The sequence below is a fragment of the Mycobacterium sp. NGS68 genome (assembly GCF_059812195.1).
The window spans coordinates 23,146-50,144 of sequence record NZ_JCALCE010000026.1; the positions used below are offsets into that span (position 1 = coordinate 23,146).

Annotated in this window: 12 protein-coding genes and 1 pseudogene; 5 read left to right on the forward strand and 8 right to left on the reverse strand. The window is 69.7% G+C overall.

Going from position 1 to position 26,999, the window contains the following annotated elements; genetic code table 11:
• Position 1: 1 nt before the first annotated feature.
• Together AC5Y5V_RS23410 and AC5Y5V_RS23415 are read left to right on the forward strand one after the other, a co-directional pair.
• Entirely contained in the window at positions 2 to 313 is a 312-nt protein-coding gene (locus AC5Y5V_RS23410) for an acyl carrier protein (RefSeq protein ID WP_499940308.1), read from the forward strand.
• Positions 297 to 2,048, forward strand: a pseudogene (locus AC5Y5V_RS23415) (fatty-acid--AMP ligase); the annotation flags it as partial. The gene AC5Y5V_RS23410 and the pseudogene AC5Y5V_RS23415, both read left to right, overlap by 17 nt.
• Positions 2,049 to 2,456: 408 nt before the next feature.
• On the opposite strand, the gene AC5Y5V_RS23420 reads toward AC5Y5V_RS23415, so the two are convergent.
• From AC5Y5V_RS23420 to AC5Y5V_RS23435, 4 genes are all read right to left on the reverse strand, one after another.
• The gene (locus tag AC5Y5V_RS23420) at positions 2,457 to 2,897 is read right to left on the reverse strand and encodes a hypothetical protein (RefSeq protein WP_499940309.1); all 441 of its coding nucleotides are present in this window, start codon (positions 2,895 to 2,897) and stop codon (positions 2,457 to 2,459) included.
• Positions 2,898 to 2,907: 10 nt separating this feature from the next.
• Positions 2,908 to 4,662 (reverse strand): protein kinase domain-containing protein, encoded by a 1,755-nt coding sequence (locus AC5Y5V_RS23425; protein ID WP_499940310.1) that lies wholly within the window; start codon positions 4,660 to 4,662, stop codon positions 2,908 to 2,910.
• Positions 4,663 to 5,004: 342 nt separating this feature from the next.
• Positions 5,005 to 11,343 (reverse strand): SDR family NAD(P)-dependent oxidoreductase, encoded by a 6,339-nt coding sequence (locus tag AC5Y5V_RS23430; protein ID WP_499940311.1) that lies wholly within the window; start codon positions 11,341 to 11,343, stop codon positions 5,005 to 5,007.
• 250 nt (positions 11,344 to 11,593) lie between these two features.
• Positions 11,594 to 12,385, reverse strand: a complete 792-nt coding sequence (locus AC5Y5V_RS23435) for an N-acetylmuramoyl-L-alanine amidase (RefSeq protein WP_499940312.1) — start codon at positions 12,383 to 12,385, stop codon at positions 11,594 to 11,596.
• Between the two features lie 134 nt (positions 12,386 to 12,519).
• Here AC5Y5V_RS23435 and AC5Y5V_RS23440 point away from each other — a divergent pair, with 134 nt between their 5' ends.
• A complete protein-coding gene (locus AC5Y5V_RS23440) occupies positions 12,520 to 14,292 on the forward strand; it encodes an AMP-binding protein (RefSeq protein ID WP_499940313.1) in 1,773 nt (590 codons plus the stop codon).
• 10 nt (positions 14,293 to 14,302) lie between these two features.
• Here the strand turns inward: AC5Y5V_RS23440 and AC5Y5V_RS23445 are convergent, their stop codons facing one another.
• Positions 14,303 to 20,662: a type I polyketide synthase gene (locus AC5Y5V_RS23445; protein ID WP_499940314.1), complete on the reverse strand. Its 6,360-nt coding sequence runs from the start codon at positions 20,660 to 20,662 to the stop codon at positions 14,303 to 14,305.
• 230 nt (positions 20,663 to 20,892) lie between these two features.
• On the opposite strand from AC5Y5V_RS23445, the gene AC5Y5V_RS23450 reads away from it, so the two are divergent.
• Complete coding sequence (locus AC5Y5V_RS23450; protein WP_499940315.1) at positions 20,893 to 22,101, forward strand: cytochrome P450; 1,209 nt, start codon at positions 20,893 to 20,895, stop codon at positions 22,099 to 22,101.
• 44 nt (positions 22,102 to 22,145) lie between these two features.
• Positions 22,146 to 23,063, forward strand: coding sequence for an alpha/beta hydrolase (locus AC5Y5V_RS23455; RefSeq protein ID WP_499940316.1), 918 nt, complete (start codon positions 22,146 to 22,148; stop codon positions 23,061 to 23,063).
• 58 nt (positions 23,064 to 23,121) lie between these two features.
• Here the strand turns inward: AC5Y5V_RS23455 and AC5Y5V_RS23460 are convergent, their stop codons facing one another.
• The 3 genes from AC5Y5V_RS23460 to AC5Y5V_RS23470 form a co-directional block, all read right to left on the reverse strand.
• Positions 23,122 to 23,496, reverse strand: coding sequence for a hypothetical protein (locus tag AC5Y5V_RS23460; protein ID WP_499940317.1), 375 nt, complete (start codon positions 23,494 to 23,496; stop codon positions 23,122 to 23,124).
• Positions 23,497 to 23,527: 31 nt separating this feature from the next.
• Positions 23,528 to 25,675: a molybdopterin-containing oxidoreductase family protein gene (locus AC5Y5V_RS23465; RefSeq protein ID WP_499940357.1), complete on the reverse strand. Its 2,148-nt coding sequence runs from the start codon at positions 25,673 to 25,675 to the stop codon at positions 23,528 to 23,530.
• Positions 25,676 to 25,796: 121 nt separating this feature from the next.
• Complete coding sequence (locus AC5Y5V_RS23470) at positions 25,797 to 26,993, reverse strand: DUF1214 domain-containing protein (protein ID WP_499940318.1); 1,197 nt, start codon at positions 26,991 to 26,993, stop codon at positions 25,797 to 25,799.
• Positions 26,994 to 26,999: the final 6 nt, after the last annotated feature.

Genomic DNA, 26,999 nt, shown 5'->3' on the forward strand with positions numbered 1-26,999 from the left:
CATGTTCGGAAAACACGCTCCGCAGATCAACGGACCGCTGACCTACGACTCGCTGCGGTCGTGGATGGTGGAGGACCTGGCCCGCCGGTTGCGTTGCGCCCCAGAGGACATCGACACCGCCAAGCCGTTCGACGCGCTGGGCCTCGACTCCCGCAACGCCGTGCAGATTTCCGGTGCGCTACAGAAGGTCGTCGGCAAGCGGCTGTCCCCGGCCGTGCTGTTCGACCACGAGACCATCGACGCCCTGGCCGACTACCTGGCCGGCGAGCTGCAGATCCCGGGCCGGACGGGCGGTCTTGACCCAGTTCCGTGATGCCCCGGGCGGGGAGTTCGCCATCCCCTCGGTGGTACGCGAGCGCGCCAGCCTGGTGCCCAACGGATCCGCGTTCACCTTCGTCGACTATGCCGCCGACCCCGCCGGCGCCAAGGAGACGCTGAGCTGGTCGCAGCTCTACCGCCGCTCCTGCGGTGTGGCGCAGGCCCTCAGCCGCACCGGATCGAAGGGCGACCGCGCCCTGATCGTCGCACCACAGAGCCTCGACTACATCGTGGCGTTCGTCGGCGCGCTGCAGGCCGGGATGGTCGCCGTGCCGCTGTCGGTGCCCGCGCTCGGCGAGCACGACGAGCGAACCAGCTCGGTGCTGGCGGATTCGACGCCGACGGCCGTGCTGACCACCTCGGCGGTCTCCGCCGGGATGCAGCCCTACCTGCGGGGCCTGCGGCCGGCGCCGGCGGTCATCGAGGTCGACCTGCTCGACCGGCTGGCCCCGACGAAGTTCGAGCGACACGACCTGAGCGATGACGTTGCGTACCTGCAGTACACGTCGGGGTCGACGCGCACGCCGGCCGGGGTGATGGTGTCGCACCGCAACCTGGCCGCCAACTTCGAGCAGGTGATGCGGTGCTACTGGGGCGCCGATGGTGATGCCGCGCCCACGGACACGACGATGGTGTCGTGGCTGCCGTTTTACCACGACCTGGGACTGTGGATCGGGGTCAGCTCGCCGATGCTGGCGGGCCTGCATTCCGTGGTGTTCAGCCCGATGTCGTTCTTGATGCGGCCGGCCCGCTGGCTACAGCTGATGGCCTCCTATCCAAAGGTTTTCACGCCCGCCCCGAACTTCGCGCTGGACCTGGTGCTGCGCCGCGTCACCGACAAGGACCTCGCCGGGCTCGACCTCAGCGACGTGGGACACGTGATCAGCGGCGCCGAACGGGTGCACGCCGTGACGCTGCAGCGGTTCGCGGATCGCCTGGCGCCCTACGGCTTACGGCGGGAGACGCTGTGCCCGTCGTACGGACTGGCCGAGGCGACGGTATACGTGGCGGCCAGTCCGGCCGAAACCTACCCCAACATCGCGCATTTCGACACCGAGAAGCTGTCGGCGGGCGTCGCCGAGCGGTGCGAGGGCGGGACCGACCAGGGTCTGGTCGGTTACGAGGTGCCCGAGTCGCCGCTGGTGCGCATCGTCGACCCGCAGATCTGCACCGAGCTTCCGGCGGGCACCGTCGGCGAGATCTGGTCGCACGGCGACAACAACGCGCTGGGCTACTGGCAGCGGCCCGACGAGACCGAGCGCACCTTCAAGGCGCGGTTGGCTGACCCGTCGCCGGGTACGCCCGAGGGTCCGTGGCTGCGCACCGGCGACCTGGGGGTGCTCAGCGACGGCGAGCTGTTCATCATGGGCCGGCTCAAGGACCTGCTGATCATCTACGGCCGCAACCACTATCCCGACGACATCGAGGCGACGGTCGGCGACATCACCGGCGGGCGCGTCGCCGCGATCTCCGTGCCCGGGGATCAGGGTGAGCGGCTGGCCGTCATCGCCGAGGTGCTGCCGGAAGGGTTCACCGCCGACGAAGTCTCAGAAGAGGTCGAAGCGCTTGAGCGCGCAGTCATCTCGGCCGTATCGACGGGCCACAAGGTGCGGGTGGAATCGTTCCTGCCGGTGCCGCCGGGCTCGCTGCCGCTGACCACCAGCGGCAAGGTGCGCCGCAGCACGTGTGGCGAGATGTACCTTGCCGGTTCGTTTGTCAGGGTCGACGCCGACGACGAGTTCGCCGACGACGACGATTCTTCCGACGACGGCGCCGACGACACCGACGAGCTAGAGGCCACCATCAGCAAGGTCACCGGCGGGGTGGCCGCGGTGCTCTCGGTGCCCCGCGACGGCGGCGAGGAACTGGTCGCGATCGTCGAACTGACCGCCGCGCAAGCGGGATCTGCCGACGGGCCAACGCCGCAGCTGCGCGCGATCAAGCGGGAGATCATCGCGGCACTGTCGGCGTCGCATGGCCTGCGCGTCAACGACCTGGTTCCCGTGCCGCCCGGGGCGATTCCGGTGTCCAGTGGTGGCGGCGTGCGGCGTTCATCATGCGTCGAGCGTTACCGCAACAACGAATTCAAGCGGCTGGACGTGTCGGCGAACATGCTGGACGACACCTGGTAGAGCGGCTCAGTGCGACGCCGAAGCCGCCTCCGCGATCACTGACGCCCAGCCGCTGACGTCCCCGACGTAGAACCCCGCCTCGCCCGCGGTCGTCTCGACGATCACGAACACCTTTCCACCGCGCCGATTGCCGTTCCACGACTTGGCCGTCCGGACGTTGCGCACGGTGGCGATTGGTATGTCGACGGGCTTGCCGACGCGTTTGTCGAAGTGCAGTGCGGTACGCGTGAGGGTGACCGTGCCGTCGCCGGCGACCTTCGGCAGCGACCCGGTCCCGCCCTGGTAGCTCGCCTTCTCGGGACCGCGGAGGGTTCCCGGCGCGACGACCGGCGGCGGCGCCTCGAGCGCGCGGCGCGCGTTACGGCGCCTGATGGCCGGAATTCCGAACACGATGAATCCCGCCTCGACGACCACGAAGACGATGATCAGCCATACCCACCACGTCATCGCGCGGTCCTCAGCCGACGTGCCTGGCTGCGGGGCGTCCGCCGAATAGTAGACGGTTCTGCCCGAAGGTCCAGAAGTTGTTGGCGACGAAGTACAGCAGCATCGCCACGGGCAGGAATGGGCCAGCGATGAGCGGGCCGAGCGGGAGGATGAACAAGACAAGCTTGTTCAGCACCGCCATCTGCCGATTCGTGGCCGCTTCACGGCTTTGCCACGCCACCGAGGTCCGGCTATTCAAGTAGGTAGCGACACTGCCCAGGATCATCAGCAGGACGGCGATCGCAATCATCGCCGGGCGGTCGTAGTGGGCGAACGCCGCCAACCCGCTTCGTTGCGTCATGGTCGCGCCGATCGGCGCGCCAAATAGGTTCGCATCCAGGAAATGTCCGACGTCATCCGCGCTGAAAGAGTAGCTTCCCGTCGCGCGATTCTGCTCCACCGACATGGTGGACTGGCCGAGCCTAATCTGGGTGCGATTGAACGCTCGCACTACGCCATCGAGCCCCATGAATATCGGTATCTGCCCTAGCAACGGCCATCGCAAGACTTCGCTGAAGCCTCGTTGCAACCGGCGTGCCTTGCGGATGTAGGGCACGAACGGCAACAGGAGAAGGGCCCGTAGCGTGAATGTCAGGAACACCACGGACAGCGCCCATGTGAAAAAGTTCGACGGACCAAGTGCTACCGCGAAAGCCTTGAACCACACCCGCATCAGCACCGAGACGCAGTAGGGCATGATGCTGAGACTCCTCAGCATGGCGCCGACTACCAACAGGACAATCACCGAAAGTACCGTCACCACAGCAGGATTGCGACTCCACCAGGACGTGTGCACGGTTTGATCGACCAGCGACGCTGCCCTGACGGTCGGCGACTGAGCGGTGACCGGACTCGGCGCCGGCCGCGTCGCGCGGACGCGCGTGGTACGCGGTGTCGGAATGGGAACCGTAATTGCCTCGCGGGCGGCGCTGGCCAACTCCACCGTCGTCGCATAACGCTGGTCGGGGTCCTTGGCCATTCCGGTGGCGATGACGTCGTCGACCTGAGAAGGGACATCTGATCGGGCGATCGACGGCCGCGGCGGCGGCTTGCTCAGGTGCGCCGCAACCAGGCGGGCCATGGTGTCGCCTTCAAACGGCGGGGCGCCCGTCAGGCATTCGTACAGGACACACGCCAACGAGTAGATATCCGCGCGGGCATCTTCTGTCCCACTGTCCAGCCGCTCCGGAGCGATGTATTGGAAGGTGCCGATCGTAAAGCCGGACTTAGTCATTCGCGTCTCGTCCACGACGCGTGCGATCCCGAAATCGATCAGGTAGGCATAGTCATCGGCGTCGAGCAGGATGTTGGACGGCTTGATGTCTCGGTGCAGCAGACCTACCTGATGAGCCGTGTGCAATGCCTTGGCGACCTGCTCGACGATGCGCACCGCCCGCGCGGGCTCCAATGGCCCCTCGGCCAACACGGCACCCAAATCGCGACCCTCGATCAGCCGCATATCCACATACAGGCGCCCATCAATCTCGCCATAGTTGTGAATCGGAATGATGTGCGGGCTGTTCAGCCGTGCCGCAGCGTGGGCCTCCCGGCGGAACCGCTGCTGAAAATCGGCGTCGTCGGACAGATTCGCCGGCAAGACCTTGATGGCGACGATCCGGTCGGTCTCGGTGTCATGTGCCCGCCACACTTCACCCATGCCGCCGCGACCCAACAACTCCACCAACCGGTAGCGGCCGAACGGCGCGCCGCCCACATCAGCCGACATCGCGGCGCTCCCCTCGAGGCCCCTGAAAGATATGCGGACGGCCATAAGTATGGCCAATTCCGCCCAGACTCGCCGGGCTTTCGCTAGCCTCCACGAGCCGTCGCGCTATCACCTTCCTGCTCAGGTCGTCGCGGCAAGGTTGCGCTGCGCATCTTGCGACATTCTTGGAGCCACACACGCGGCGCTATCGAGGCACGACGGTGATCGCGCAGCGGGCCATGCCGCGGCCCAGCCGCGCATCAGCCGTGACCAGCGCGCAGCCGAGGGCTGACGACTTCCGAATCGACGAGATGCGGGGCTCCAGGTGCTGAAGTGGCGCATGTGACGAGACCGCCACACGCCCTACGCCGCCGCCACCAGCTGATCGGCGAGCCGTGCACCCAGCGACGCCACCCCCCCGCCGCGGTTCAGCTCCATCGCCGAAATCTGAATGTCCAGCGCAACATTGACGCGCGTGCGCAGCTCGGCCGCCATCAGCGAGTCCAGGCCCAGCTCGGTCAGCGGGGCGTCCCGGTCCACCATCTCGGCGGGCACACCGAGGACCGCGGCCAACTGCTCACACAGCAAGTCGGTCACCGCGCCGGCCCGCTCGTCCGACGACATGGCCGCCAGTTCGGCGCGGACGGACCCGCTGGCCTCGTCGGCGACCTTGGCCGCCTTCACCTGCTCGGCGAACCGCGGCGTCGTCGCCGACGTCGGGTACAGCGAACCCCATGCGCCCCAGTCGACGTCGGCGATCGCGACCCCGACGGGCGCCAGCCCGATCGCCGCGTCCAGGTACGCGCAGGCGGCGTCCAGCGCCAGCGGACGCACGCCCTGCAGCGCGAGGAACGCGGCCAGCTGCTCGCTGGTCGCGGCCATGCCGCCCTCCAGCGATCCCCAGTTCACCGACAGCGCCGGCAGCCCACGATCGGCCCGGTACCGGGCCAGCGCATCCAACACAGCGTTACCCGCCGCGTAGCTGATCTGCCCGACGGTCCCGGCCTGGCTGGTCACCGAGCTGTACAGCACGAAGTGGTCGAGCTCGTGACCGCTCAGCGCGTCGTGAAGAATGAACGCGCCCTTGGCCTTTGGCGACAACACCGTTGTCAGGCCGGCACGGGTGAGCTTGCTGACCGGCTCGTCGGCCAGCACGCCGGCGGCGTGGAAGACGCCGCGCAGCGGCGGACCGTCGGACAGCCGTGCCAGCAGCGCATCGACACTGGCCCGGTCGGAAACGTCCAACGACTCCACCCGCACGCCGGCACCGAGAGCCCGCAGCGCCTCCACCGCGGCCCGCTGATCCGGCGAGGCGGCACCGCTGCGCCCGGCCAGCACGATGCAGCCGGCGCCCTTGCCGGCCAACCACTTCGCGGTGGCCAGCCCGAAGTCCCCGAGCCCGCCAGTGACCAGATACGAAGCGTCCGAACGGATGTCGGTGACGGGCCGGGCCCGCTTCAAAGGCGGAGCGGCCTCGTTGAAGTCCAGCACGATGCGGCCCAGGTGCGCCGACCGCGCCACCTGACCGAACGCGTCCGCGAGCTGCGACACCGGCATGATGCGGGTGGGCAGCAGCTCGTACTCGCCGGCCCGCAGCGCCGCCAGGACTTCGCGACTCACCTGCTGCGCCAGGTCTTTTCGGTGCGCCATCATCCGGTCCATGTCGACCGAGATCAGCGACAGGTTCTTGTTGAAGACCGCCATGTCGATCAGCCGGCCGCCGAAGATCTCGGTCTTGCCGACCTCGACTACCCGGCCGAACTCGGCGGCCGCCTCCAGCAGCGCCACCACCGCCTCACCGGGCGCGGAGTTCAGCAGCACGTCCGCGCCGTGCCCGCCGGTGAGCCCCCGCACCTCTTCCACCGCCGACAGCGACCGCGAGTCGATGACGTGCTTGGCGCCCAGCGTCCGCAACAGGTCGGCGCGCTCGGCGGATGACGCGGTCGCGATCACCTGGGCCCCGGCCTTCGCGGCGACCTGCACCGCGGCCATGCCCACGCCTCCGGCGCCGCCGGCCACCAGCACCCACTCGCCGGGCTGCACCCGGGCCGCGTGCACCAGCGCGTATTGCGCGGTCATGAACACCACGACCGACCCGCAGGTCTCTAGCGAAAGCCCGTCGCCGGGTTCGAAGGCGCCCGCGTCGGACCCGACGGTGATGTAGCGCCGCGCCATGCCCGGGACGCTGACGAACCGCGACTCGCCGACGGTAAACCCGGTGACCCCGGGGCCGATCCGCGCGACGGTCCCCATGCCTTCCATCCCCAGTTCGGTGCCGAACCAGGTGCCGGCCAACTCGGCCTCGCCGAGCACGCCGAGGATCTTCATCGGGTCCTTGAAGTTCAGGCCGATACCATCCATCCGGAACTCGACCTCGCCGGGGCCGGGGGCGCGGCGCGGGATCTCGCGCAGCACGAGATCGGACAGCCGCCCAGGCGGCGCCTCCATCTCGAAGTTCGTCTCCGGGCTAGACAGCGGCGCAACCTCTTCGAGGGCTTCCAGGCGGCCGGACAGGTTGGACTCGTTGACGATCACCTTACGAACGCCGTCGCGCAACGCCACCTCGTCGGCGTCGTCGCTCGCGTACGCCTCGGTGACCAATGATTCCAGCACAACGGTTTTCAGCGGGCTGTCCTGCGCGACGTCGACGAGCCGCCAGTTCAGGTCCGGCTGCTCGTTGCGCAGCACCCGGCGCGCACCGACCAGTCCGGCCGCGGCCAGGTCCGGGGACTCCGACGAGCCAGGCACCTGCAGCGCACCCCGGGTGATCACCAGCCCGTGCATCGGCAGGTCCGAGCCGCCCAACAGCGCCTCCTCCTGCACCTTCTGCATCGCGCGGGCCAGGCCGCCCAGCATTGCGGGCAATTCGCCCACGCGCACAAGGGGATCCACCGACTCGGCCCCGACCGCGATCAGCGTGACGACCATCGGGCGCGTGTCGTCGACGGCGGCGCCGGCCGCCAGCACCTCGCGCAGCGAGGCCTCCACCTCGGCGCCGATCCGTTCCGGGTCATCGCCTTCCACGGTGAGCAGCTGCGAGGTGCCACGCTCGGCTGCGTAATCGCGGGCCCACGCTGCGGACTGCAGGCCCGCCGCCACCAGGAAGACCCGCTCGCCGGCCATGGCGGCATGCCGGGCGGCCGGGTGCCGGCGCGGCCGGTCCTCGAAAACCTGCTCCATCCACAACCGGTCCAGCTCCTCGAGCACCGGGCGCGCCGGGCTGATCGGCCGGAACTGCACGCGGTGCAGCTCGACCAGGACCTCGCCGCCCGGGTCGGTGATCACGACGTCGGCGACCAGGTCGGCCTCGCCCGGCTCCGGCGTCACGCGGGTGACGCCGACGAGAACCTGGTCGGTCAGCGGCGCGAACTGGCGCACGTGCCCCATCCCGGCCGGCACGACCGCTCCCGCGGGAGACGAGTTCGCCCCTTCCAGCAGCGCGACGCACTGCAGCGCCGCGTCGAGCACCGCGGGATGCGCCTGATGGTTGGAGGTGGCGACGCCGGTATCGGTGGCGTCGACGCGGGCCACCGCCCGCTCGCCGTCGACCTGTCCTTCTACGATCCGGCGGAACGCCGGCCCGTAGGCCAGACCCCGCTCGGCCAGCCGCGGGTACAGGTCGTCGGCGGTCACGGTCGTCGCGCCCACGAGCTCCGGAAGGCTCAGCGTCGGGCGGATCGCGCCGTCCACGACGCGACCGTGCGCGTGCCCAGTCCAGTTGGCGTCGGGGTTGATTCGCGAGCTGACATGGAACCGCCCGCTGGAGGATTCCACGTCCAGGCGCAGCGTCGGGACCTCGGTGGCGTCCACCACCAGCGGGCTGACGAACCGCACGTCGTCGAGCGCCGGGGCCGGCTTGCGGGTGATCTGCGCGGCGGCGGCCAGCGCGGCATCGACGTACGCGGTACCGGGCAACACCACCAGGCCGGCGACGACGTGGTCGCGCAGCCAGGGCAGCCGGGCACTGGACAGTTCGGTCCGCCATTCGGGCTGGCCGGCGTCGACGGGATCGCCGGGCAGCGCGAGCGCGCCGCCGGTGCCCAGGTGGTAGTCCTTGGCGGCCTGTTCCATTGACCACATCCGCTGCCGCTGGAAGTGGTGCACCGGCAGCGCGCGGTGCGGCGCCACTCCGCTCGCGGCACCCGGCGCGTGGTCGCTGTCCAGCGCGCCGGCGACATACAGCTCGGCCAGCGCCGTGCGGACGCTGACCTGGTCCTCGGTGTTGCGGCTCAGGGTGCCGATCGAGGTGCCCAGCTCACCCTTGCGGAGCAGGACCTCCTTGATATTGCCGGACAGCACCGGGTGCGGGCCGATCTCCAGGAACACCCGGTCGCCGGCCTCGACCAGCGCCGCGATGGCGTCGCCGAATCGCACTGGCCGACGGACGTTTTCGGGCCAGTACTGCGCACCCCAGTCCGGCCCGGTGACCTCGGCGGCGGTCACCGTCGAGTACAGCGGGTACACCGGCGTCCGCGGCGTCAGGCCGGCCAGCTCCTCGCGCAGCGCCGGCAGGATCGGGTCCATCAGGTGTGAGTGGTAGGGCACCTCCACCCGCAGCTGCCGGACGAACACGCCTTCGTCGGTCAACGTCTCGATCAGCTCGGCGATCGCCTCGTGGGTGCCGCCCAGCGTGACGCCCGACGCGCTGTTCACCGCCGAGACGCAGACGTCCTGGCGGCCGCCGATCCACTCCTGCACCTCGTCGTCGCTCAGGCCCACCGCGAGCAGACCGCCGGAACCGGCGGTGGTGGCCTGCAGTCGGGAGCGGTGGTAGCTGACCCGCACGGCGTCTTCGAGGCTGAGGATGCCGCTGACGTAGGCGGCGCTCACCTCGCCGACGCTGTGCCCGACGATCGCCCTGGGCCGCACGCCGTAGCGCGCCAGCTCGGCGGCCAGCCCGACCTGCACCAGGAAGTTGGCGGGCTGGGCGATTTCGGTGCTGGTGACGCGGGACTCGGCCTCGTCCTTGCGCAGCTCGTCGATGATCGACCAGCCCGCCACCTCGCGGAACGCCGCGTCGAGCTCGGCGGCGGCCGCCGCGAACGGCCCGTCGGCATCGAGCAGGTCGCGGCCCATCCGCCACCACTGCGGGCCCATGCCGCTGAACACGAAGACCGGGTCGCGTCCGTCGCCGACCGTCCGGCCGCCGGCGACCGCCCCGTCGACCACCGCGCCCAGCCGCGAGCTCAGGTCGGCGCGGTCGCTGAACGGCACCGCGAAGCGGTAGCTGTGCTGCGCCCGTCGGGACCACATGGCGTCGGCCAGTTCCGCCGGGTCCACCATCGGGTCCGTTGCGAGCGGGAGCAACTCGCGGGCCAGGGCGCGGGCGCCGGCCTCGTTGCGTCCGGAGATCGGCAGCACCTGGGCCGGCGCCGGCCGCTCAGCCGCTTCGCCTTGCTGCGGCGCCTCGACCAGGATCGCGTGCGCGTTGGCCCCGCCGTAGCCGAAGCCGTTGACCGAGGCCGCCGCCGTCTCGTACCCGTCGGGGAAGGGTTCGGTTTCGGTGACCACGCGGAGCCGGTGCTCGGCGAACGGGATCTCCGGGTTCAGCTGGTTCAGCGTCGCCTGCGGCGCCAGTTGGCGGTGATGCAGCGTCAGCGCCGCCTTGATGACGCTGGCCATCCCGGCCGCCGCTTCGAGGTGTCCGATCGAGTTCTTGATCGACCCGACGACCAGGTCCTGCGTGCGGCCCTCGACGTTGCCCAGCGTCTCGCCGATGGCCGCCATCTCCATCGGGTCGCCGACGGCGGTGCCGGTGCCGTGCGCCTCGACGTAGCCGATTTGCGCTGGGCGCAAACCACATTCGGCGGTCACCTCGCGGATCAGATCGGCCTGGGCGTCGGGGTTGGGGACGGTGATGCCCGGCGTGCGGCCGTCCTGGTTGACGCCGGTGCCGCGGATGACGGCGTAGATGCGGTCGTGGTCGCGGGTCGCGTCGGCGAGCGGCTTGAGCACGATGACGCCCGCGCCCTCACCGCGGGCATAACCGTCGGCGGCGGCGTCGAAGGTCTTGCAGTGCCCGTCGGGCGCGAGGAACCGGCTCTTGCACAGCCCGATGAACACCTCGGGGATGAGCATCGCGTTCACCCCGCCAACCAACGCCAGCTCGATCTCGCCGCGCGCCATGGCCTGGTAGGCCTCATGCAGCGCGACCAGCGACGACGAGCACGCCGTGTCGATGGTCATGCTGGGCCCGCGCAGGTCGAACACGTAGGAGACCCGGTTGGAGATCATGGTGAACGTGCTGGCCATCGAGCTGTGCGCGTCCACCGTCCAGCGGCTCATGAACCCGGTGCGCAGGATCATGTTGTCGGCGGCCGAGGCGCCGACGTAGACGCCGACCTGCTTCCCGGCGACCCGGCCGGACACCCCGGCGTCGTCCATCGCCTCCTGGGCCACCTCCAGCACAAGCCGCTGCTGCGGGTCCATGATCGACGCCTCACGCGGCGAGATGCCGAAGAACTCCGGGTCGAAGTCCCACAGCGAGCTCTGCAGGAAGCCCCCGCTGCGGGTGTACATGCGGCCCGGCATGTCGGGGTCGGGGTCGTAGTAGCGGTCCAGGCTCCACCGGTCCGGCGGCACCTCGATGATGCCGTCGCGACGGGACAACAGAAAGTCCCACAGTTGTTCTGGCCCATACACATTGCCGGGAAGCCGGCATCCGATGCCGACGATCGCCACATCGACGATTTCAGAGCCCATACCAGTGACCATGGCGTGGTCCTGCCTTCCTGAAAACCCCGGCGATCGCTCCCCTGCGCCCCGTCGAACGGCTGCAATAATTGCTCAGCTGCCGGGCTAATGTCGACGGATCCGCGCATAGCGTATAGGCATTTGACCTGTTGCGTTGGCCGAAAGGCCCTTTCCCGCGACCCCCTCCCGCGAGCAGACACAGAATCGCACCCGGAACGCCTCCGGCGTGCGATTCTGTGTCTGCTCGGCGGAGGTCTGGTCAGCCGCCCGCTTCGATAGCCGCCACCTTCGCTGCGGCGTCCGGCCCGCAGAACGGCTGCAGGTCCACGGGGCCGGCGGCCGTTAGGTCGTTGATCCGACGCTTCAGGTCGCCCGAGGTCAGGTGCGCATAGAGATTGGCGCCCGGGCACGACGTCTGGGCCAGGTCGCGATGGCCCAGCAAACTGTCGGTCGCGATGTGGAAGGTCTGGACGGCCCAGGCGAACGCCATCGCCGTCGAATGCAGCTGGGCCTCCGAGACCGCCTCCTTGTCGAAGTCCCCCTCGGCCAGCACCAGAAAATGGCCCGTGGTGTCGTAGTCCGTCGCCGTGTCACCGACGAACTGGGTGCTGCGCAGCTCATAGATGTTGCCGTTGCGGTCCACGCCGATGTGGTACGCGATGTCGATCCACCCCAGCGTGTCCTGGTGATAGCGCTGGTCCGAGCGGAAGCGGCCGGGGGCGTTGCGGTTGTCGCCGAGGACCACGGCTTCGTGGTGCAGGGTCATCCGGGTGATCGTGAGGGGGCGGCCGCCGGCGCGGGCCGGCCGCGCGCCCCACGCATCTCGGCAGATCAGCGAGGCGGTGTTGGCGCTCGGAGCGAGCGGCGGGGTGATCGGCGCAAGCGGCGGCGCGACGTTGGTGACGCCGGTCGCGACGGGTGTCGGGGGCACCGGCGGTTGCGGGGTGGTCGCCGGAGCCGCGTGTGGCGTGTGCGCGCAGGCGTCGACGGCGGAGACCAGGCCGACACCCCCGGCCAGGCGGAGCAGCTGACGGCGGCTGACGGCGTCCATGGCCGTTCACGATACTTGGGTCCGACCCCGCCGCCAGGATTCCAATGCAACTCACAGAAAATGCCCTGACCAGTCACGATAATCTTGACTTCGGCACACCCCACGAGCCGTCCAGCCCACTTGAGGCGATCGCTATGACGCAGTCAACGCTTCCCGCGCTCCTTGCGCAGCGAACGCGCGACAAGCCAGATGCCACCGCCTACACGTTCATCGACTACGAAGCGGACCCCGCCGGTTTCGCCGAGAGCCTCACGTGGGCCGAGGCGCATCGCGGAGCGCTGGCCGTCGCCGAGGAACTCCGGCTCCTGGGCCGGGCCGGCGATCGTGCCGCGATCCTCGCGCCGGAGGGGCTCGATTTCATCGTGGCCTTCCTCGGAGTTCTGCAGGCCCGCCTCATCGCCGTCCCGCTACCCGTGCCGCAGTTCCGCATCCACGACGAACGCGTTTCCGCCGCGCTTCGCGATTGCTCGCCGTCGGTCATCCTCACGACCACCGCCGTTCTCGACGAAGTCGCCAAATACGCCTGCGCGGACACGACCGTGGTCGCCATCGATGCGCTGGACTTGTATTCTCCCCGTCCCTTCGAAGACGTGGATGATGCGTATCCGCGCGCGGCTTACCTGCAGTACACGTCGGGGTCCACTCGCACACCCGCCGGCGTGATCGTTTCCCACCGCAACGTGATGGCCAACCTTGACCAGGCAAAGGCGGTGTATCTCAAGGACTTTGGCGACACCGTTCCGGCCGGGCTGCGCTGGGTGTCCTGGCTGCCGTTCCATCACGACATGGGGTTGTTCTTCACGGTGTTCATCCCGCTGTACGTGGGAGCTCCGATGTCGTTCATGACTCCCGTCGCATTCCTGCGGCGGCCCGCCCGCTGGATGCAATTGCTCGGCGCGGTCGATCTCTCGTATTCCTGTGCACCCAATTTCGCCTACGATCTGGCGGCTCAACTGACGTCGGATCGCGACATGGACGGAGTCGACCTCGGCGGCGTGCTGGCCCTCATCAACGGGTCCGAGCGAGTGCAGCCGGCGACCCTGCGGCGATTCAACGAGCGCTTCGCCCGCTACAACCTCAAGCCGACGGCGATCCTCCCGTCCTACGGCCTCGCCGAGGCGACGCTGTGTGTGGCCGCTCCCGAATTGGGCCGGCCGGTGCGATGCGTCAGTTTCGCCGCCCAACCCTTGTCCGACGGGCACGTCACGCTGTGCGCGCCCGACGACCCCGGCGCGATCGAGCACGTGAGCTACGGGCCGCGGCGGGCTGAACCGGGGATGTGCGCGGTGCGGATCGTCGACCCGGAAACCCAGCGGGAGAGTCCGGCCGCAACCATCGGCGAAATCTGGTTGCACGGCGACAACGTGGCGATGGGGTACTGGCAGAAGACGGCGGAATCCCAGCGCACCTTCGCGGCCCAGATCGTCGACCCCGAACCCGGCACCCCGACCGGCTCCTGGCTGCGAACCGGCGACTTGGGCGCCATGTTCGACGGCGAGTTGTTCATCATGGGTCGCCTCAAGGATGTGCTCATCGTCGACGGGCGCAACCACTACCCGGACGACATCGAGGCCACGATCAGACCGATCACCGGCGGCCGGGTCGCGGCGATCTCGGTACCGGCCGACCGCGGCGAGCAGCTTGTCGCGATCGTTGAACTCGGCGGCGGGCAATCGGACGCCGGTGAGGACGTGGCGGCCTGGCTGCGCGCGGTCAAGCGGCAGATCAAGTCGGCGGTGTCGAGCTCGCACGGCCTGCGGGTCTTCGACCTCGTGGTGGTACCGCCCGGCTCTATTCCGTTCACCACCAGCGGCAAGGTGCGACGGTCCGCGTGCGTCGAGCTTTACCGCCGCAACGAATTCCGGCGCCTGGACGCCTCGCCGAGTCTGCTCGACGAGGCCTGGTAGCGACCGCGAGTCAGCCCATCGCGGGGGCGGCCAGTTGCTCGGCGAGCCGCGAGGCGAGCGAGGACAGCCCGTTGCTGCGGTTGAGTTCCATCGCGGAGATCTCCACGTCGAGCGCGATGTTGACCCGCGCCCGCAACTCGGCGGCCATTAGCGAGTCCAGCCCGAGCTGGGGTAGCGGGGTGGTCCGGTCGACCGAATCGCCGGGCACGCCCAGCACCGCTGCCAGCTGCTGGGTCAGCAGTTGGGTGACCCGATCGACCCGCTGCTCCGCCGACATCGAGGCCAAATCGTCGCGAACCGAGCCGGCGGCGCCGTCGGCGCCCTTGATCGCCTCGATGTACGCGGCGAACCGCGGAGTGCACGCCGACGCGCGGTTCAACGACCCCCACAGCGGCCAATCGACGTCCGTGATGCCCACCTGCGTGGGATTCAGTGCGATCGCCGCGTCGAGGTAGCGGCAGGCGGCGTCGAGCGGCAGCAGATGCACCCCGTTGCGCGCCCAGTAGGCGGCGACCTGTTCGCTGGCCGCGGTCATGCCGCCCGCCAGCGAACCCCAGTTCACCGACAGCGCCGGCAGTCCCAGGCGCGCCCGGTGGTGCGCCAGGCCGTCGAGCACCGCGTTGGCCGCCGCGTAACTGAGCTGCGACGCGGTCCCGGCCTGGCTGGCCACCGAGCTGTACAGCACGAAGTGGTCGAGTTCGGCGCCGAGTAGGGCCTCGTGGAGGATGAGCGCGCCACAGGCCTTGGGCGCCAGCACCGAGCGCAGACCGCGCTGGTTGATATCGCCGAGCAGCTGATCCTCGAGGGCGCCGGCGGCGTGGAACACCCCGCGCAGCGGCGGGCCGTCGGCCAGGCGGCCGAGCAGGGCGTGCACGCTGGCCCGGTCGGACACGTCGACCCGCTCCACGCGCACGTCGGCGCCGCCGGCCCGCAGGGCCGCCACCGCGGCCTGTTGCTCGGCGGTGGTCGCGCCCCGGCGCCCGGCCAGCACGATCGTGCCCGCGCCCTTGGCGTTGAGCCAGTTGGCGGTGGCCAGGCCGAAGTCGCCGAGGCCGCCGGTGACCAGATAGGCGGCGTCGGGCCGGATTTCGGTGGCGGGCCGGACCGGTTTGACCGGTGGCGACGGCTCGCTGAAGTCGAGCACGATGCGGCCCAGGTGGGTCGACCGGGCCACCTCGCCGAAGGCGTCAGCGAGCTGCGACACCGGGAGCATCCGGGTGGGTAGCAGCTCGTACACGCCGGCCCGGATCAGCGCCAGCACTTCGCGGTTGAGCGCCAGCGCAAGGTCCTCGCGGTGTGCCATCATCCGGTCGAGGTCGACGGAGATGAGCGACAGGTTCTTGTTGAACACCCCCATGTCGATCAGGCGGCCGCCGAAGATCTCGGTCTTGCCGACGTCGACGACGCGGCCGAACTCCGCCGCCGCCTCCAGCACGGCCACCACCGCCTCCCCCGGCGCCGAATTCAGCACGACGTCGACGCCGCGGCCCCCGGTGAGCTGCCGCACCTCTTCCACCGCGGATAGCGACCGGGAGTCGATCACGTGTTTGGCGCCGAGGGTGCGCAGCATGTCGGCGCGCTGCGGTGTGGATGCGGTCGCGATCACCTGGGCGCCCGCCTTCGCGGCGACCTGCACGGCGGCCATGCCCACTCCGCCGGCGCCGCCGGCCACCAGCACCCACTCGTCGGGCTGCAGCCGGGCCGCGTGCTGCAGCGCGTAATGCGCGGTCATCAACACCACGACCGACCCGCAGGTCTGCAGCTTTAGCCCGTCAGCGGGCTCGAAGGCGCCCGCGTCCACGCGGGCGGTGAGGTAACGACGGGCCATGCCCGGCACGCTGACGAAGCGCGTCTCGCCCACCGCGAAGCCGCTGACCCCCGCACCGATCCGGGTGACGACGCCCATGCCCTCCATCCCGAGTTCGGCGCCGAACCGGGTGCCGGCGAGTTCGGCCGCGCCGAGCACGCCGAGGACCTTCATCGGATCCTTGAAGTTCAGGCCGACGGCCTCCATCCGCAGCTCGACCTCGCCGGGTCCGGGGGCACGGCGCGGCGTCTCCCGCAGCGCCACGTCGGCGAGACGCCCCGGGGGCGCTTCGATCTCGAAGTTCACGTTGCGCGGCCGCGCTTCCTCCAGCGCCGCCAGCCGGCGCGGCAACCGGGACTGGTTGACCAACACCATCCGCCGCTGGCCGCGCAGGGCGACCTCGTCGGCGTCATCGCCGGCATAGCCCGCCGTGACCAGCGACTCCAGCACCAGGGTTTCGCAGCCGTCCGGCCGGGCGGACGGGTCGACGTCGATCAGCCGCCAATTCAGCCCCGCCTGCTCGTCGCGCAGGACGCGGCGCGCCCCCACCAGGGCCGACGCGGCCAAGTCTCCCGTCGCCGGGTCACCGGGCACCGGTAACGCACCGCGGGTGATCACCAGGCCGCGCATCGGCAGGTCTGACCCGTCGAGCAGCGCCTGGTCCTGCACGTCCTGCGCGGCGCGGGCCAGCCCCGCCAGCATCGCGGGCAGCTCCGCGACCCGCGACAGCAGGCAGGCCGGCGCCGGTTCGTCGTCGGCCATCGCGACCAGCGTGACCACGACCGCGCGAGCGTCGTCCGCGTCGAGGGCCAGCACCCGAGCGAGTCCGGCCTGCGCGTCCGCATAGATCCGTTCCGGATCGCTGCCACGCACCGTCAGCGCAAGCCGTCCGCCGCGGGCGCGGGCATACTCGTCGGCCCGACTAGCGCACTGGTCGCCCGCGGCGACCACGAACACGCGCTCGGCCGCAAGCGCGTCGGCCCGGCCGGCCGGGTCGCGGGCGGGCCGCGGCTCGAACACCCCTTCCAACCACAGCCGTTCCAGTTCGTCGAGCACCGGGCGCCCCGGGCTGACCGGCCGAAACTGCACCCCGTGCAGTTCGACCAGCACCTGGCCGGCGGGGTCGGTGAGCACCACGTCGGCGACCAGCTCGGCCTCGCCCGCCTGTGCCAGCAGGCGGACGCCGACCAGCACCTGATCGGTCAGAGGACCGAACTGACGCACATGCCGCATCCCGACCGGCACCACCGCCGCCGCCGGTGCGACGGTCGATCCCCTCGCCAGCAACGCCACGCACTGCAGGGCGGCGTCCAACACGGCGGGGTGCGCCTGATGGTTGGACATGGCCACGCCGGTGTCGGTCGCGTCGACCCGGGCCACCGCGCAATCCCGATCCGCCCGCCCGTCCAGGATCCGACGGAACGCCGGCCCGTACCCGAGGCCACGCTCGGCAAGCCGGGGGTACAGCTCGTCGGCAGCGGTGGTCGTGGCCGCCGTCGGCTCGGGCAGGGTCATCGTCGGCCTGAGCTCGCCGTCGACGATGCGCCCGGTCGCGTGCGCCGTCCAGCTGCCGCCGGGGCGGCTCTGCGCACTGACGGTGAACCGTCCGCTGGCGGCCTCCACGTTCAGATCGAGGATGGGCACCTGGGTGCTCTCCACCACCAACGGGCTGACGAACCGGACGTCGTCCAGCGCCACCGCGGGTCTCCCGGTGACCTGGGTGGCCGCGGCCAGCGCGGCATCGACGTAGGCGGTGCCGGGCAGCACCACCACCCCGGCCACGACGTGGTCGCACAGCCAGGGCAGCTGCGCCGCGGACAGCTCGGTTCGCCACTGGGAGTGGCTGGTGTCGACCGGGTCGCCGGGCAGCGCCAGCGCGCCCCGCGCGCCCAGATGCTGATCGTTCGACGACTGTTCGATCGACCACAGCCGTTGCCGCTGGAAGTTGTGCACCGGCAACGGGCGCTGCGGTGGCGGCCCGGGGGCGGCGCCCGGGGCGTGGTCGGCGTCCAGCGCGCCGGCGACGTACAGGTCGGCCAGAGCGCCGCGGATGCTGACCGCGTCCTCGGCGTTACGTTTCAGGGTGCTTACCGCGACGCCGGGCACGCCCTGACGCAGTAGCCCCTCCTTGACGTTGCCGGACAGCACCGGATGCGGCCCCACCTCGAGAAACACCCGGGCACCGGATTCGATCAGCGCGCCGACCGCGTCGCCGAACCGCACCGGCCGACGAACGTTTTCCGCCCAGTACTGCGCATCCCAGTCGGGTCCGGTGACCTCGGCGGCGGTCACCGTCGAATACAGCGGCACCCTGGGGCGCCGGGGAGTCAGACCGGCCAATTCTCGACGCAGCTCCGGCAGGATCGGGTCCATCAGGTGCGAGTGGTAGGGCACCTCGACCCGAAGTTGCCGGACGAACGCGCCCTCGTCGTTCAGCTTCTCGGTCAGCTCGGCGATCGCGTCGTGGGTGCCGCCCAGCGTCACGCCGGAGTGGCTGTTGACCGCCGCCACGCACACGTCCCGACGCCCGGCGATCCATTCCTGCACCTCGGCCTCGCTCAGACCCACCGCCAGCATTCCGCCCGAACCGGCGGTGGCGGCCTGCAGCCGGGAGCGGTGGTAGCTCACCCGAACCGCGTCACGCAGGTCGAGCATGCCGCTGACGTACGCCGCGGTCACCTCGCCGACGCTGTGCCCGACGACCGCGCCGGGCACGACGCCGTAGTGCGCCAGCTCCGCGGTGAGCCCGACCTGCACCAGGAAGTTCGCGGGTTGAGCGACCTCGGTGCGGCTCACCCGGGACTCCGACTCGTCGCGGCGCAGCTCTTCGATCACCGACCAGCCCGCCAGCTCGGCGAACGCCGCGTCGAGTTCCGTCGCGGCCCGCGCGAAGGGACCGTCGGCGTCGAGCAACGCGCGGCCCATCCCCCACCACTGCGGCCCCATCCCGCTGAACACGAAGACCGGCGCGGTGCCGTCGACGACCGTGCCGGCACCCACCGCGGACCCGTCGGCCACCGCCGACAGCCGAGAGCTCAGTTCGAAGCGGTCGCCGAACGGCACGGCGAACCGGTAGTTGAGGTGCCGTCGGCGCGCCCACATGGTGTCCGCCAATACGGCCGGGTCGAGCTCCATATCGCTTGCGAGCGTGAGCAACTCGCGGGCCAACGCGCGCGCGCCGGCCTCGTTGCGGCCGGACACCGCCAGCACGGGCGCCGGTGCCGGCCGGGCGGGTGGCGGGGTGGGCGGCGGCGCCTGCACCAGGACCGCGTGAGCGTTCGTGCCGCCATAGCCGAACCCGTTGACCGATACCGCGGCCGTGGCATAGCCGGCGGGGAAGGGCTCGGCCTCGGTGATCACCCGCAAGCGGTACTCGTCGAAAGGGATTTGCGGATTCAGCCGGTCCAGCCTCGCCTGCGGCGCCAGCTCGCGGTGATACAGGGTGAGCGCCGCCTTGATCACGCCGGCGACCCCGGCCGCCGCCTCGAGGTGGCCGATGGAGTTCTTGATCGACCCGACGACCAGCTCGGTGATGCGGCCCTCGACGTGGCCCAGCACCTTGCCGATCGACGCCATCTCGAGCGGGTCGCCCACCGCCGTACCGGTACCGTGTGCCTCGACATAGCCAATCTCGTTGGGCCGCAATCCCGATTCCGCGGTCACGCGGCGGATAAGTTCGGCCTGCGCGTCGGAGCTGGGCACCGTGATTCCCGGTGTGCGCCCGTCCTGGTTGACGCCGGTCGCCCGGATCACCGCGTAGATCCGGTCCTGGTCACGCTGCGCGTCGGCGAGCGGCTTGAGCACGATCAGGCCGGCGCCCTCACCGCGCGCATAGCCATCCGCGGCGGCGTCGAAGGTCTTGCAGCGCCCGTCCGGAGCCAGGAACCTGCCCTTGCACAGGCCGATGAAGGTCTCCGGGAGGAGCATGGCGTTCACCCCGCCCACCAGCCCCAACTCGATCTCGCCGCGCGCGATCGCCTGGACCGCCTCGTGCAGCGCGACCAACGACGACGAACACGCGGTGTCGATGGTCATGCTCGGTCCGCGCAGGTCGTACACGAACGACACCCGGTTGGACAGCATGGTGTAGGTGCTGGACATCGCGCTGTGCGAATCCGCCGCCCACCGGCCCGTAAACCCTTGGCGCAGCACCATGTTGTCCGCATTCACGGCGCCGACGTAGACGCCGACCGGCCGACCGGCGACCCGGCCGGACACCCCGGCGTCGTCCATCGCTTCCTGCGCGACCTCCAGCAGCAGCCGCTGCTGGGGGTCCATCGATGCTCCTTCGCGCGGCGAGATGCCGAAGAACTCCGGATCGAAGTCCCACAGCGAGGTCTGCAGGAAGCCGCCGCTGCGGGTGTACATCCGCCCGGGCGTCTGCGGGTCGGGGTCGTAGAAGCGATCCAGACTCCACCGGTCGGGGGGCACCTCGACGATGCCGTCGCCGCGAGACAGCAAGAACTCCCAGAGCTGTTGCGGGCCAGACACATTGCCGGGCAGCCGACACCCGATCCCCACGATCGCCACGTCGACAGTTCCCAATACCGATTCGAGCGCCATCCGACGTTCCTGCCTTCCCGCGACCCCGGCAATGACTCCCCCCGCGATCCGCAGCACGGCCGTAGACGCTGTCGGCTGCCGATGGATAGGGCACAGCGTATGCCTGGCGCCGAAGCCGTAATCAGACTCCGATCAAACTCCAAACAAACTCACAGGCAATGGCCTGACCAGCCGAGATAGCCTTGGCGATCCGAGCCGTCCTGCTCTTGAGCCAACAGGAAAGGACCTCGATGCCGACAATCCCGTCGTATCCGCATGACCTTTTCACCGACGACGTACTGCTGGACTCACATCAGCACTACGGGGCGCTGCGTGAGCTCGGACCCGTCGTCCGGCTCGACGCGCACGACGTCCTTGCGCTGCCCCGTTACGCCGAAGTCCGCGCCGCCCTCGCCGATCCCCAGACGTTCGCGTCCGGCCAGGGCGTCGGTCTCAACGACCTCGTCAACACCTTCGGTGCGGGCCTCACCACGATGATGAGCGACGGCGGGCAGCACTCCTATCTGCGGGGCATCATGATGCGCGGCTTCACGCCACGCGCCCTGCACAGGCTGGGCATCGACCTGGAGCAGCTCGCCGCCGCGCGCGTAGCGGAGCTAGTCGAGCGGGGCACCTTCGACGCCGTCACCGATCTCGCTGGCGCGCTTCCGCTTTCGGTTGTTCCCGAGCTACTCGGCTGGCCCGGCGGGGGTCGCGAGCAGCTGCTGGAGTGGGCGTCGGCGAGCTTCGACCTACTCGGGCCGTTGAACGCCCGCGCGGAGCACGCCGCCGGGATCACCCGGGACATGATCGCGGCCACACAGAAGATGATCGGCCTCGCCGAACACGCCTTTGCCGACGGGACCGCCGTCCCAGGCAGCCTCGGCGCGGCGATGTCCGCGGCCGCCGACCGCGGGGAACTGGGGCCCCAGCAGGTCCCGCAACTGATCTTCGACTACATCGGGCCGTCCCTGGACACCACGATCAGCGCGATCGCCAGCGCGGTGTGGCTGCTGGCCACCCACCCCGATCAGTGGGCCGCGCTGAAGGGCGACCCGAGCCTTATTCCCAACGCCCTCAACGAAGTCGTGCGCGTGGAGTCGCCCGTGCGGCTCTTGAGCCGCGTCGCCACGACGGCGACCAGCATCGCCGGTTACGAGGTTGCCGCAGGGTCGCGGGTGGGCCTGCTCTTCGCGTCCGCCAACCGTGACCACCGACAGTTCGAGCGCCCGGCAGAATTCGACGTCAAGCGGCACAACGCCGGCGACCACGTGGGCTTCGGCGGCGGCGCGCACACCTGCGCCGGCCAGGGACTGGCCCGGATGCAGTGCCATGCGGTACTGAAAGCGCTTGTCGCACAGGTAGACACGATCGACTGTGGCGAACCGGTACGCGGACTCAACAACGTGATCAACGGCCTGGCGCGCCTTCCCGTGACCGTGCACGCTCGCGTAGCGTGACCCCATACCCGGCCGTCATACCCGTCGGCAGAGATGGAGATTCCATGGCGAGCACGCAATCCGACCAGCTGGCCAGGTTGTTCGGCGCGGCCCGCGACCGCTACAGCAACCTGACCCTGGGCCTGGACAACATTCGCGACATCTGCGACGCGATGGCCGGGCGGGCCAGCAAGGAGCCCGAGGGCGTCAGCTACGCGGAAGTCGACGCGGGCGGCGTCCCGGCCGTCTGGTGCATCCCGGCCGGATCCGACGACGGGAGCGTCCTGCTGTGGGGCCACGCCGGTGGGACGGTGGTGTTCTCGATGCACTCCGACCGCAAGGCCGCGGGCCACCTCGCTAAGGCGGCCGGCATTCGCGCGCTGGCGCTGGACTTCCGGCGATCGCCGGAGAACCACTTCCCCGCGCAGCAGGATGACTTCGACGCGGCATACCGCTGGCTACTTGCCCAGGGGTATCGGCCCGACAAGATCGCTGCCGGCGGTCATTCGGTGGGCGGCAACTTCGCCGTCGGCCTGGCCATCCGAATGCGCGATCAGGGGGTGCCGATGCCGGGCGCCATCCTGTCCTGCTCGGCCTGGTACGACATCGAATTGAAGAACCCGACGCTGAAGGCCAACGCTGAGACCGACAAGGTACTGACCCTTGCGGTGTTGCAGCTATTCCGCGAAAGCTGGCTCGCCGGAACGGGTGTCAAGTACGACGACCCCCGGGTGAACATGCTGTACGCCGATCTGAGCGGCCTGCCCCCGATCGACATCCATTACGGCAGCCACGAGGTGCTGGTCGGCGAGATCCGCGAGTTCGCCGACCGCGCGGTGGCCGCGGGTGTCCAGACGAGGCTCAACGTCGTGCCCGACGGGCAGCATCTGTTTCTGCTGGGCGCGGGCAAGGTGCCCGAGACCGACGCGGCGATCGCGGAGATGGGCGCGTGGCTGCGCGAGAAGCTCGGCGTGACGGGGTGATTCGGGCGTCCCCGCATCCGCCGAGACTGCGGCCACGGCGCGCTTTGCGCCGGAAGCGCTATTCGTCCTGTTGGTGTTCGCGGACGATGACCTGCAGCAGGTCGACGATGCGCTGCTGCCCGGCGGCCGTGACGTCGAACTTGCGATGTATCTCGGTGAACCCCTGGTCGACATGAGTGCGGAGGTCGACGAAATCTTCGCGCAGGGCATTGAAGCCCGCCGCCGTGGCCTGGCGGAGGGCGTCGAAATTTGCCGCGGTGTCCCGGCGGAACTCGCGAAGCTCGCCGCCGAGCTCGCTCACATCGCGATCGGCGGCGCCCGCAAGCACCCGAGCCGCTGCGGCGTCTTGTTCACTCACCTTCAGGCGGCCGGCCAAATCGCGCACCTGGCGTTCAAGAGCGCCTACACGTGATTCGAGATCGCCTGGCTCCATGGCAACCCAGCATAACGTCGCCGCCAACGAACTACACCGTCGTCGTCAGCTCCGCGGCGCTGACGGGCTCCACGCGCACCGGCACCCCGGTGAGCCACGCCATGCCGGACAGCTCCTCGACGTCCTCGGGCTCGCTCGACGTCAACCGGTTGACGTTGGCGCCGCCGGCCCGGTTCGCCACCTGCCAGGTGCCGGTGCCCTTGTGGCCCCAGCCGTGCGGGACCGCGATCACCCCGGCCATCAGGTCCTTGGTGGTGGCGACGCCGACGGTGATCTCGCCGTACGGGGAGGACACCCGCACCATGTCGCCGTCAGCGATGTTCAGGTCCGCGGCGTCGTCGACGTGGATCAGGCCGCGGTGCGCGCGCTCACCGCGCATCAGCAGCGGGGAGTTGTGCATCCACGAATTCTCCGACCGCGGCTCGCGCATGCCGATCATTCGCAGCGGATAGCCGTCGGGATGCTTGCCCGTCGACAGCTTGTCCACCTCCGCGGCGATAGCGTCGTGCTCCAGCCTGACCCGCCGCGACAGGTACGCCACGGCGTCGCGCAGCACCCCGGTGCGAATGTGCGGCGCGACGACCACGCCGTGCGGGTGGTCTTCGGTCAGCCGGCGCAGGGTCAGGCCGCCGCGGCGCAGACCGAACCGATCCCCACCCTGCGACATCCGGACCATGGCGTCGATCATGACCCGCGGCGTGAGAGTGATCCCGAAGAGGCCCAACGCCTTTCGCGCCGTCCCCAACACACCGAACCCCCGCACCGTCCCAGCGAGCCGCCGGGTGAGGTCGTCGACGATGTCCCACTCCGACCGCGCCTCACCCGCCGGCGCGACGACGGCCTCGGTGGCCTGCCGGAACGGCGTGGCCTGGAAGGGCTGGAAGATGAACGGAAAGTCGTCGCGCTCGTACATCGTGGTGGCGGGCAGGATGTAGTCGCAGTGGGCGCCGGTCTCGTTGACGTAGAAGTCGATGGCCACCGACAGGTCCAGGGTCTCGAACGCGGCTTCCAGCTCGTCGCCGTTGGGGCACGACAGCACCGGATTGCCCGCCGAGACGAACATGGCCTTGATCTGCCCGGCGCCCGGCGTGGTGATCTCCTTGGCCATCAGCGCGGCCGGTTCGGAGTCGATGGCGCTGTGGATGTTCCCGATGCGCGTGCGCTTGCGATGCGAACGGCGCAGCGCGACACCCATCATCGTCTTCTGCCAACGCTCGCCCAGCGTCTCCATCGAGCCGAAGACCGACCCACCCGGCGCGTCCAGGTTGCCGGCGACCAGGTTGACCACGTCGATCAGGTAGGAGGTGAGCGTGCCGTATCGGCCGACGCAGGTGCCCAGCCGGCCGTAGACGGCGGCGCGGGGCGTGCTCGCCAGGTCGTGCGCGAGTGACCGGACGCTGTCCGGGTCGATCCCGGTCCGCGCCGCGGTCCGCTCGGGGGTGAACGACGCGCACAACGCTTGCAGCCAGTCGATGCCGTCGGCCTGGCGTCGCACGGTGTCTAGGTCGACGAGGCCGTCGGCGAACATCACCTGCAACAGCGACAGCAACAGCAACGCGTCGGTATCCGGGACGATGCCCAGCCATTCGAACGCCGCGGCGGTCTCGGTGCGACGGGGGTCGACGACGACGACGCGTCCGCCACGCTTGACGACGTCGGACATGCGGTCCTTGATGCGCGGCGCCGTCAAGAAGCTTCCGTGCGAGACAACGGGATTCGCGCCCATCATGACCAGCAGATCGGTGCGCGTCAGGTCGGGAATGGGCACCGATGTCGGCACACCGTAGAGCAGCTGGCTCGCGATCAGCCGGCTGTTGGTGTCCTGCGACGAGGCGGTGAAGTAGTGCGCGCCGCGCCCGACGCCCTTGATGAACGTCATCGCGGCGAAGGTGTGCGAGTAGCTGAAGGCGGCGGGGTTGCCCATGTACCAGCCGACCGCGCCCGGGCCGTGCGCCTGCAGGATCGTGGTGAGCCGGGCGGCGATATCCGACAGCGCCTCCTCCCACGTCACCGGCTCGAACCCCGTCGGCGTGCGGCGCAGCGGCGTGGTGACGCGGTCCGGGTCGTTGTGCACCTCGGCGAAGGCGATGCCCTTCTGGCAGGCGAAGCCCGCCGACAGCGGGTGGTCCTTGTCCGGGCGGAGCGAGACCAGGCGCCCGTCCTCGACGGTCGCGATCATGCCGCATAGCGGTTCGCAGATCCGGCAGTAGGTCGGCTTCTGCTCGGTAACAGGTGTCACCTATCGCAGAATACTGTAAGAGCTACAGTTCGGCTCTCGGAGATTTGCTCGCAGGCCACGTTCACCAGATCCGGCGCAGCTGCGCGCCCGTGCGGCGATGTCGCAGTTGCTCACGCCGCTCCTGCGCTGTGAGCACGGGGGTTCCCGACGGGAGGTGGTCGAGGACGTCGGCCACCGGCACCCTGGTCACCGTCGCCTCGGGGAAGACGTCGCTCTTGTAGAAGCGGGCCTGCAAAACCCCCCAGGGCCAATCGGCTTTGTCGAGCCAGTTGTGCACGGCGGGATCGCATTTGGACACCACGCCCCGAAACCACCCGTCGGAGTCGACCCGCGCCTGCACGTCGTTGAGGCTCGACTGCCGGTTGACCCAGTCCACGGTCGCGAACCGGTCATCGGCCACGAGGATCTGCCAGTAGTAGCAGTTCTCCGGCACGGGAAACTCGACGATCAGCGCCTCGTCGTCGGCGATCTGGTGGATGCCGTCGTAGTAGGCCTGCTTGGTGGCGAGCCCGCCGCCTTGCTGAATCCACTGGGACCGGAGCAGGACATTGATTCCGTGGTGTTCCCGGTAGTACCGGACCAGCTCCATGTCGAAGTCGATCATGCCCTTGATCCAGTCGCCCAGCTGCGAGAACCGCCGCGCGATCTCCGCCGCAGACATGTCCGCCCCGCCGTCGTCGAGCCGGTTGATCGCGACCTGGGCGTCCAGCTCGGTGTTCCAGTCACAGGCACACTTGCGCATCAGGAGCTTGCCGACGTCCGGGTTCAGCGGCCACCAGTCGCCGGAGTACCCCTCGGGACGTTCGACGGACAGCACGACCCGGAAGGAACCGTCCTCGGCGATCGTGAGGTCGTCCAGGTCGTGTGTGATGGCCTGGAACTTCATCTGGCCTTCGACGCCCTTGAGGCTCCTCATCATTCCCGGTGCCTGCTGCGTGAGCTCGACGAAACGCACCGTGCCCCGGCGGCCGGTGAGCTCGTACACGCCGGCGCCGTCCACCTCGGCGGTCAGGTACACGTAGTCCGGATTGGGCCCGCCCTGGTTGCAGGCGTAGTTCCACAGCGGCATGAACACCGGGCGCCGGGCGTCGGTGTAGACGTGGCACAGGTAGCCGCACGCGAGGATGGACAGCGCCAGCTTGTTCATGTCCTGCACTTCGGCCTCGGTGGCCCCGTCGGGCCGCCAGGTGGCCAGAAGATGATCGGCGACCCCCTTCAGCTCGTCCATCTGCGCGTCCCAGGTGGGTAGTGCGGTCATGCTGGG